Here is an 8,511-nt window from a genome sequence, read left to right on the forward strand (position 1 = left end):
CTAAGCGAACCGGACGTGTTCGAACGTTCCCGCGCGAACGACGGGCACGGCGGCGTGGCCAAACCGTTCGAGATATTCTCGCCGGCTTACCTGTACCGCACGGTGCTCTGCGTGCTCCTCGCCGCCGGCGTGCAGGGCGGATATTACGCGCTGTCGATCTGGCTGCCGACCTATCTGAAGACGACCAAGGGCCTTTCGATCATCAACACCGGCGGATATCTGCTCGTCATCATCACCGGCGCCTGGTGCGGCTGTGTCGTGGGCGCGCATCTGGCGGACGCGATCGGCCGCAAGAAGACCTTCCTGCTGTTCGCCGTCTCAGCTTCCATCATCGCTTTTCTCTATACCCACCTGCAGATCAGCGACACGGCCATGCTGGTTCTGGGGTTTCCGCTGGGTTTCTGCGCCAACGGTATCTTCGCTCCGATGGGCCCGTTTCTCACGGAGCTTTTTCCGACCAGCATTCGCGCTACGGCCCAGGGTTTCTGCTTTAATGCCGGAAGAGCGTTGGGAGCGCTTTTTCCGACGCTGGTCGGCTATCTCAGCGCGTCGATGGAGCTAGGGGAGGCTATTGGGCTTTTTACGATCGGGGCCTATGTATTGCTGATCGCCGCGGCTCTCCTGCTTCCGGAGACCAACGGGATGGATCTATCGGAGGAAACCGCTGTCGATGATCGTGCTGCCGGATTGGCTCCGAGCTCGTGACTGGATCGAAATTAGCAACTATTCCGGAGAAGAAGCTCATGAACAAGCGTTTGCCTGTCAACCCGCCCGAACTTCGGTCTACCTTCGTCGCCGCGTCGTCCATGCCTTGGCAGCGAACGGACTTCGACGGAATAGAGATGAAGATCCTATACAAGGACGACGAAGGACGCTCGACCATCTTGTTCAAGATGGCGCCTGGCGCGGTCGTGCCACTGCACGAGCACACGGCGCTCGAACAGACATTCATGCTCGAGGGATCGCTGGAAGATTCGGAAGGCAGCGTTGGCGCAGGTGACTTCGTGTGGAGACCTGGCGGCAACATCCATGTCGCGCGCGCTCCCAACGGAGCGACGTTCATTTCCGTATTCAACCGTCCGAACCGCTTTTTCGATGGAACAAAATTTTTCACTTCCGCCGAATCCACGTAGGCCGGCGTGAAGATTTTCACGAAAGCGCAGCAAATTGGATTATTACTCGATTACTTCGTCGGCGCGCTGCTGGAGATGCATGGGCACGTTGAGGCCGAGCGCGTTGGCGGTCTTGAGGTTGATGGCCAGCTCGAATTTGGTCGGCACTTGAACGGGAAGGTCAGCCGGCTTCTCGCCCTTGAGGATACGATCGACATAGGGGGCGGCGCGGAGAAATATATCGCCGAAGTGTGGTCCGTAGGAAAGCAAACCCCCATCCCTGACGAAGCTGCTATTAAAATATATCGCCGGTATATTGTTTTGGGCCGCGAGCAATATGGTTGGGGCGCGGTGAACCACCATAAAAGCATCGCCCCCGGCGACGAGGCCGCCTCCCGGCTCGTGTCCAAGCGAGGTTATGCTCGTTTCGATTTCGGCGACATTATGAACGGGCGCTGTGATCGGCTCCACTTTGAGCAATCGACCGGCTTCCTCAAACGATGGTAGATAATATGACCCGCCGCCGGGCGCGGTGTCGGGATTGAACATGATTGCGGCCCGTTTTACGCTAGGCGCGATCTCCTTCAGTAACTCCAGCCACTTGCCTCCCATTGCTGCTTCTGTGAAAACAAACCCGGTGATATTCCCGCCGGGGTGGCGCAGGCTTGCAACGAAGGATTGGCCGACGGGGTCGGCGACAGTCACAAATACGATCGGGATCGTCCGTGTCTCCCGCTGGAGTGCAGCCGTCACCGGAGTCCCGTGTGCGAGGATCACGTCGGGTTGCAGGCCAACTAACTCCTTTGCGAACGTCCGAATCCGGTCAATGTTGCCGGCGGCCCAACGAACTTCCAGCCGCGCATTGCGGCCATCTGTCCAGCCCAACCTTTGAAGTTCCTGTGTGAACCCGGAAAGCCAAACCTTTGCCTCAGGATCGTTTTCGCCGAACCCCATGAGCACGCCCACCCGGCGCATTCGCTCCGGCGCCTGAGCACGGGCAGCGACCGGCCACACAGCCACACCACCGCCAAGAAGCGTGATGAACTCTCGCCGCCTCATCTCCCACCCCCGTTCCCGGTACGGCAACGATAACAGTACATGTGGGAATCCGTAAGCGCTGGTCCTATTATTTGTGTGGCTGCCCTGAAGTCCGGGTCAAAGCCGGAAGTCGGCTGGCGCAATCGTGAGGTCCGCTTTTCCCTCGACAACGGACTCTGAGCGGATATTGCGCCACTTCCGTTTGGTGCCTTAACCGGACTCATGCACCGCCCCAATTTAACAGTTATTCGATAATCTCGTCAGCGCGGGCCAGCACGTTCTGGGGTATGGTCACGCCCAACGCTTTCGCGGTCTTCAGGTTGATAACCATCAAGTATTTGGACGCTTGCTCTACCGGCAAGTCAGCTGGTTTGGCGCCCTTGAAAATTTTGTCAATATAGGCCGCCGCACGCCGATACAGATCGTCTAAATCCGCGCCGTAGCTAATAAGGCCACCCGCGTTCACATTTCCTTTATTTGCAAATATCTCGGGCAGTCGGTGCTTCATTTGATATTCCGCGAGGAGTTCGCCGTGCGTGTTGTAGAGCGGCGATGATAAGACAAGCACACCGCTGACCTGCTCCCGCGACATCATCGCGAACGCTTCCTGGATTTCGGCGACCGATCCAGCCGGAGCCAATACTACCCGAACTCCGAGCTTTTCGCTGGCAGCCACAATCGCCCTTACAGCGGTTGGGTGCGAAGGCGTCGTCGGATTCCAGAGAACACCGATCCGAGCCGCGTTCGGAAAAGTTTCGCTCAAAATCTCCAATTCTTTAACGGAGAGCTCGGTGAGAAGCATCGACATTCCGGTGATATTCCCACCGGGGCGTGAAAGACTCGCCACGTCTCCGAGGCCGACCGGGTCGGCATGTTGAGCGAAGACAATGGGAATCCTATTAGTCGCACGTCGGGCCGGCTCCACCTGAGTTGAGGCGGGAGCAAAGATAACGTCGACATTCATTTGAACAAGCTCGGTTGCGAGATCAAAAGTTTGGTCAGCCTGCTGCGCCCACCGATATTCAATGGAGATATTCTTACCTTCGATATAGCCTAGACCGCGGAGGCCGCTCCGCAGAGCCTCTATCTCGCTCGTCCAACTGGACGCAGAGCCGAATCCCAGATACCCGATCCGCCACATCTTTGGCGATTGTTGCGCGCGTGCCCTCAGCGACAGCACAGCCGCACCGCCCAGAAGCATAACAAAATTGCGTCGTCTCATAACTGCCACTCGCGCAAGTTTGCTGCAGGAATTGGCTACCGTTATGGTACCCCCGCCGGCCTAAGAAAGCGATCAAGCTCGATGTCGCAGTTGGGTCATTCGCGTCGTTCTGACCGTGGGCCAGCCACTTCTGGTCTACCCCGATGAACAGACATCGTCAGATCGCGCCGGCCTGTCTCACATCTGCCAACACCAGACTCATGCACCGCAGCAAACTTGATGCTGCCTATTTCTTGTGGGCATTCGGAAACTCTCGTCTATAACAAATGCGCAGATCTCCGTTTTTGCGTTCTTGACAGAGGGTGAGCGAATACGGCTCGGTGTCCTCGGCAGAGAAATTGCCCAAGATCACGTTCAGCGATTCCACGATTTCGTTTTGTCCATCGGCTCTGTAAGCTATCCGCTCGAACATGTCAGGCAAAAGCGGCTTGAGCGCCTGGTAGGTCGCTGGTGGCAGCTTGGATTCGAGCGGGGCTGCAAAGGCGCGCTGCTTCAGCAGTGCACGGATCAACTCGATATCGTCCTGATTTAGCTGTCCTCCCTTAAGCCGGGCGTTGACAAAGCTCGCGACCAACCGCGTCGGCGTTATCGGGATATATCCGCCTGCGCCGTAGTCTTGCTTCAGGATCGCGTTGACCGCGGTCGGGTCGTCGTCCGAAACCGGGATCACCGATAGACGGGCGGACTTCGGTGCCGGTGCGATCGGCAAGCGATAACGTCGAGCGATCATTTCAAAGGGGTCCGCAAGACTGCTCGGAAACGGATCGGTCGCAATAAGCAAATTGAAGCTTAGACCGTTAGGCTTTACGCTGACGTAGAATGGGAGCGGCGAGTAACGAGCTTCCAGCGCGGTCTTTACCTCCGTGGTGACAGTTTGTTGATCGCGCCGTTCTCTGATCGTAACCGTCGTCGGGCCGGTTTGGATGCTGCGTAAAGCGATACTCGGACCCTCGCGCCTGGGGACGGGCACAGCCGGTGCTTTGGAGATCGACAACATGACGTCGGCATCGGGGCTGTCGGTGACGTCTTCGATGAGGCATCGCCCGCCGACGACTTCGTGAACGAACTCGGCTGCGATAAGGCTTAGTGTGTCGGGACATGCCTCAAGCCGCTGGAGCCGAAACCGCCGCCATCTCGGCTTAAAGAACACATCAAAAGTATTCCCGATCTTCGTCTCAACCATGGCGCCCAGTTCCGAACGATCACGGATGGCAACCTGATCGACATTGCCTTTGAACAGCAATTGCTGACAAAGATCTGCGCAGGGGGCCGCGGGTGTTGTGCGGTGGCTCTCCGGTCGGCGCCAATTCGTCCAATAGTTGTCCGCCTCCGGATGTGGCAGCTCGAAGGATCGCGGCTGAAACGAAGACGGCGGATCCGAGTGGTCCGAAGCGACGAGACGTTCCAGCAGATACCAGCTGATATAGTGGGGTAGCACAGCTGCGAAGGCGAGGCTGGCGGCTACTATCGTGACCGCGAGCAATCTCTTTCCCCAATATCGATTGACAAAGTATGCGGGGAGCGCGGCGATCGAATAATAAAGCAGGGTCGGAGAAGCAGCAAGTATTAGACCTGGGACCATGAACATGAACATCGCGATGCCAATGGCATCGCGAAGGAATGCGATAAATGTCAGCACGAATAAGACGCCGAAATAAATCGCGACTCCGCGCGACACATGCGGGCGCGCCTCAGGACGACCCCGGTTGGGTATTTCGTTTGAAATTTTGTTGGGTTCCGCGCCGAAAGAACGCGCCTGAACCGGCGATGTATTGAGCAAGGCCCCCATTCGCCAAACGGCAGCGCCGCCAATCAGCATCGCGCCGGGCCACAACCAAAACGTCCAGCCAACGTAGTAAGTAAAGCCGTCGTCCACAAACAGCGGCCTCAAGACCAAGTAAAGCAGGTAGGCGCTGATTAAACCGATCACGATGCCGGTCCAGCGCTCGATGTCGCGGCGCACGACGACGAGCATCGCAGCACTGATAAACGCACCATATGTGACAAAAATCGCCGCGGTAGTCGCCGCCCCGGCCAGTAAGGAGTACTGGAAGTGCTGCGCGAAAATCCATCCTGTCGAGTGGGCAAGCCAGTTAAGGCACGCGGTGAGTGCTGCGGCCGCCAGGATCCAGTATCCGACGCGAAACGCTGTGCGACGTCCTGATAGCGTTTCTGCTAAATGGATCGCTGCGGCGGCCGAAGCCAAACTGGCAAGATAAGCCACCTCGTTGAACGCACTGGGAACCGGCCCATGGAGACCATTTGTCGATTCGTGGAGCCTGTTTGTCAGCTGGTAGAGATTAATGGCACCATAAAACAACCCGGGCGAAGCAAGGGCTATCCCGACCCAGAATCGAGCGTGAAGTCCGCGGGCAATTCTGAAAGCCCCTGGGACAGCAAGAAGGCAGGTGACGACGTCGAACAACTCGTACCAAAGGGAAACTGAAAACCCCAGCCTATCTGGGAACCCGCCCGCCGCCAGCGCGGCCAGCATGATCGCGATGACGATATAGGAGAGTGGAGGCATCAAAGCTCCGTTCGGCCCGTTGCCGGGTTGCGCTCAACTGACTGGTCTGGAAAGTCAGTTCCTGTCGCCGATCCGACGACGACAAGATTTAGCCCTGTCACAGTGGCGATAGGTTGTAGACGCTGGTTTCGTCAACCGATAATTCGTCGGATAATGAATTTTGAATAAAGCGGGTAATGTCTTCCGCTCTAATCGCAGGCGCGATCTCGCGCGGCTTGGCGATCATTTCTTCCAGCGTGATGTCTGCAACGTCGCTCACGGCTGGATGCCGGCACAATTGCCCAAAATGCGCAGCTACTCCGCCGCCTCGCTGTGCCCGAGCCGCGCATTGAGCTTGTGGATCAGTTCCTCGGCGGCGTCTGATATCACGGTGCCCGGCGGGAAGATCGCTTCGGCGCCGGCCTTGTACAGCGCGTCGTAGTCCTGCGGCGGCACCACGCCGCCGACGATGATCATGATGTCGTCGCGGCCCTGCTTCTTGAGCGCGGCCTTCAGTTCCGGCACCGCGGTGAGGTGCGCCGCCGCCAGCGACGACAGCCCGAGTATATGCACGTCATTCTCGACCGCCTGCCGCGCCGCCTCGTCGGCGGTCGCGAACAACGGCCCGATGTCGACGTCGAAGCCGACATCGGCAAAGGCCGAGGCGATCACCTTCTGGCCGCGGTCGTGGCCGTCCTGGCCGATCTTGGCGACGAGAATGCGCGGGCGGCGGCCCTCGGCATCCTCGAACGCATCGATCAGCGCCTGCAGTTTTTCGACCCGGTTGGACATGGTGGACGCCTCCCGCTTGTAGACGCCGGTGATGGATTTGATTTCGGCGCGGTGGCGCCCGAACACCTTTTCCATCGCGTCGGAAATTTCACCGACGGTGGCCTTGGCGCGCGCGGCATCGATCGCCAGCGCCAGCAGGTTGCCGCTGCCTTCGGAGGCGCTACGCGTCAGCGCCGCCAGCGCAGCGTCGACGTCGTTCTGGTTGCGCTCTTTCCGCAGCCGCGACAATTTGTCGATCTGCAGCCGCCGCACCGTGGAATTCTCGACCTTCAGCACGTCGATCGGCGCTTCGTTGGTCGGCTTGAACTTGTTGACGCCGATCACCGCCTGCTTGCCGGCGTCGATCCTGGCTTGTGTTTTGGCGGAAGCTTCCTCGATCCGCAATTTGGGCACGCCGGCCTCGATCGCCTTGGCCATGCCGCCAAGCGCCTCGATTTCCTGGATGTGGCTCCAGGCCTTGGCGGCGAGATCATGGGTCAGCCGCTCGACATAATACGAGCCGCCCCAGGGATCGATGATGCGGGTGGTGCCGCTCTCCTGCTGCAGGAACAATTGCGTGTTGCGCGCGATCCGCGCCGAGAAATCGGTCGGCAGCGCCAGGGCCTCGTCAAGCGCATTGGTGTGCAGCGACTGGGTATGGCCCTGCGTCGCCGCCATCGCCTCGATGGTGGTGCGCATCACGTTGTTGTAGACGTCCTGTGCGGTCAGTGACCAGCCCGAGGTCTGGCAATGCGTGCGCAGGTTGAGCGAGCGCGGGTCTTTCGGATTGAACGGGGTCAACAGCTTGGCCCACAACAGCCGCGCCGCGCGCATCTTCGCGACTTCCATGAAGAAGTTCATGCCGACCGCCCAGAAGAACGACAGCCGTGGCGCGAAGCGGTCGACGTCGAGGCCGGCGGCCAGCCCGGCGCGCAGATATTCGACGCCGTCGGCCAGCGTATAGGCGAGTTCGAGGTCCTGCGTCGCGCCGGCCTCCTGCATGTGATAGCCGGAGATCGAGATCGAATTATATTTCGGCATTTTTTGCGACGTATACGCAAAAATGTCGGAGATGATCCGCATCGAGGGCGCCGGCGGATAGATATAGGTGTTGCGCACCATGAACTCTTTCAGAATGTCGTTCTGAATGGTCCCCGAAAGTTTCTCCGGCGGCACGCCCTGTTCCCCGGCGGCGGCGACGAACAGCGCCAGGATCGGCAGCACCGCGCCGTTCATGGTCATCGACACGCTCATCTGGTCGAGCGGAATGCCCGAGAATAGCGTGCGCATGTCGTAGATCGAATCGATCGCGACCCCGGCCATGCCGACGTCGCCGGTCACGCGCGGATGATCCGAATCGTAGCCGCGGTGGGTCGCCAGGTCGAACGCGACCGAGAGGCCTTTTTGCCCGGCGGCGAGATTGCGGCGGTAGAACGCGTTGGAATCTTCCGCGGTGGAGAACCCGGCATATTGCCTGACGGTCCAGGGCTGGTTGACATACATCGTGGGGTAGGGCCCGCGCAGATAGGGCGCGATGCCCGGCCAGGTCTCGAGAAAATCGATGCCTTCGAGATCGGCTTCGCCGTAACCGGGTTTTACGAGAATGCCTTCGGGCGTCAGCCATGGTTCGGCGCCGCCCGTGAGTCCGGAGCGGGCGGTCTGTTCAAATGCGATATTCGCAAAGTCAGGTATGCGGGTCATTGTTCTCAACATAACACAACCACTCCCTGGGGCGCGCTACCCCTAATCATGGTCCGGATGCTGGTGGCTGACGATGCTGTTAACTTTGTCCGCCCCATAATTCTGCAGCGTGGTCTGGCTCGGCAGGTTGGCGATGGTCACCACCCAGCCAAGCCGGGATT

At 59.1% G+C, this 8,511-nt stretch carries 7 protein-coding genes and 1 pseudogene; 2 read left to right on the top strand and 6 right to left on the bottom strand.

All coding sequences use genetic code 11. The features are described 5' to 3' along the window. Together ABR948_RS25295 and ABR948_RS25300 are read left to right on the top strand one after the other, a co-directional pair. Window positions 1-705: MFS transporter (locus ABR948_RS25295; protein ID WP_428123221.1), on the top strand; the 705-nt coding region annotated here is incomplete at its 5' end. A 38-nt stretch (window positions 706-743) separates the two neighbouring features. Next, the gene (locus ABR948_RS25300; RefSeq protein ID WP_428123223.1) at window positions 744-1,133 is read left to right on the top strand and encodes a cupin domain-containing protein; all 390 of its coding nucleotides are present in this window, start codon (window positions 744-746) and stop codon (window positions 1,131-1,133) included. 42 nt (window positions 1,134-1,175) lie between these two features. On the opposite strand, the gene ABR948_RS25305 is transcribed toward ABR948_RS25300, so the two are convergent. The 6 genes and pseudogenes from ABR948_RS25305 to ABR948_RS25330 form a co-directional block, all read right to left on the bottom strand. Continuing rightward, window positions 1,176-2,171, bottom strand: coding sequence for an ABC transporter substrate-binding protein (locus tag ABR948_RS25305; RefSeq protein ID WP_428123225.1), 996 nt, complete (start codon window positions 2,169-2,171; stop codon window positions 1,176-1,178). Between the two features lie 223 nt (window positions 2,172-2,394). After that, the gene (locus ABR948_RS25310; RefSeq protein WP_428123226.1) at window positions 2,395-3,372 is read right to left on the bottom strand and encodes an ABC transporter substrate-binding protein; all 978 of its coding nucleotides are present in this window, start codon (window positions 3,370-3,372) and stop codon (window positions 2,395-2,397) included. A 226-nt stretch (window positions 3,373-3,598) separates the two neighbouring features. Then, entirely contained in the window at window positions 3,599-5,899 is a 2,301-nt protein-coding gene (locus ABR948_RS25315; protein WP_428123227.1) for a hypothetical protein, read from the bottom strand. A 97-nt stretch (window positions 5,900-5,996) separates the two neighbouring features. Beyond that, window positions 5,997-6,158, bottom strand: a complete 162-nt coding sequence (locus ABR948_RS25320) for a hypothetical protein (protein WP_428123228.1) — start codon at window positions 6,156-6,158, stop codon at window positions 5,997-5,999. A 35-nt stretch (window positions 6,159-6,193) separates the two neighbouring features. Continuing rightward, window positions 6,194-8,350, bottom strand: a complete 2,157-nt coding sequence (gene scpA / locus ABR948_RS25325; RefSeq protein ID WP_428123229.1) for a methylmalonyl-CoA mutase — start codon at window positions 8,348-8,350, stop codon at window positions 6,194-6,196. A 42-nt stretch (window positions 8,351-8,392) separates the two neighbouring features. Continuing rightward, window positions 8,393-8,511 (bottom strand): annotated as a pseudogene (locus ABR948_RS25330) (GFA family protein); the annotation flags it as partial.

Source organism: Bradyrhizobium sp. (assembly GCF_050014615.1).
Taxonomy (GTDB): Bacteria; Pseudomonadota; Alphaproteobacteria; order Rhizobiales; family Xanthobacteraceae; genus Bradyrhizobium.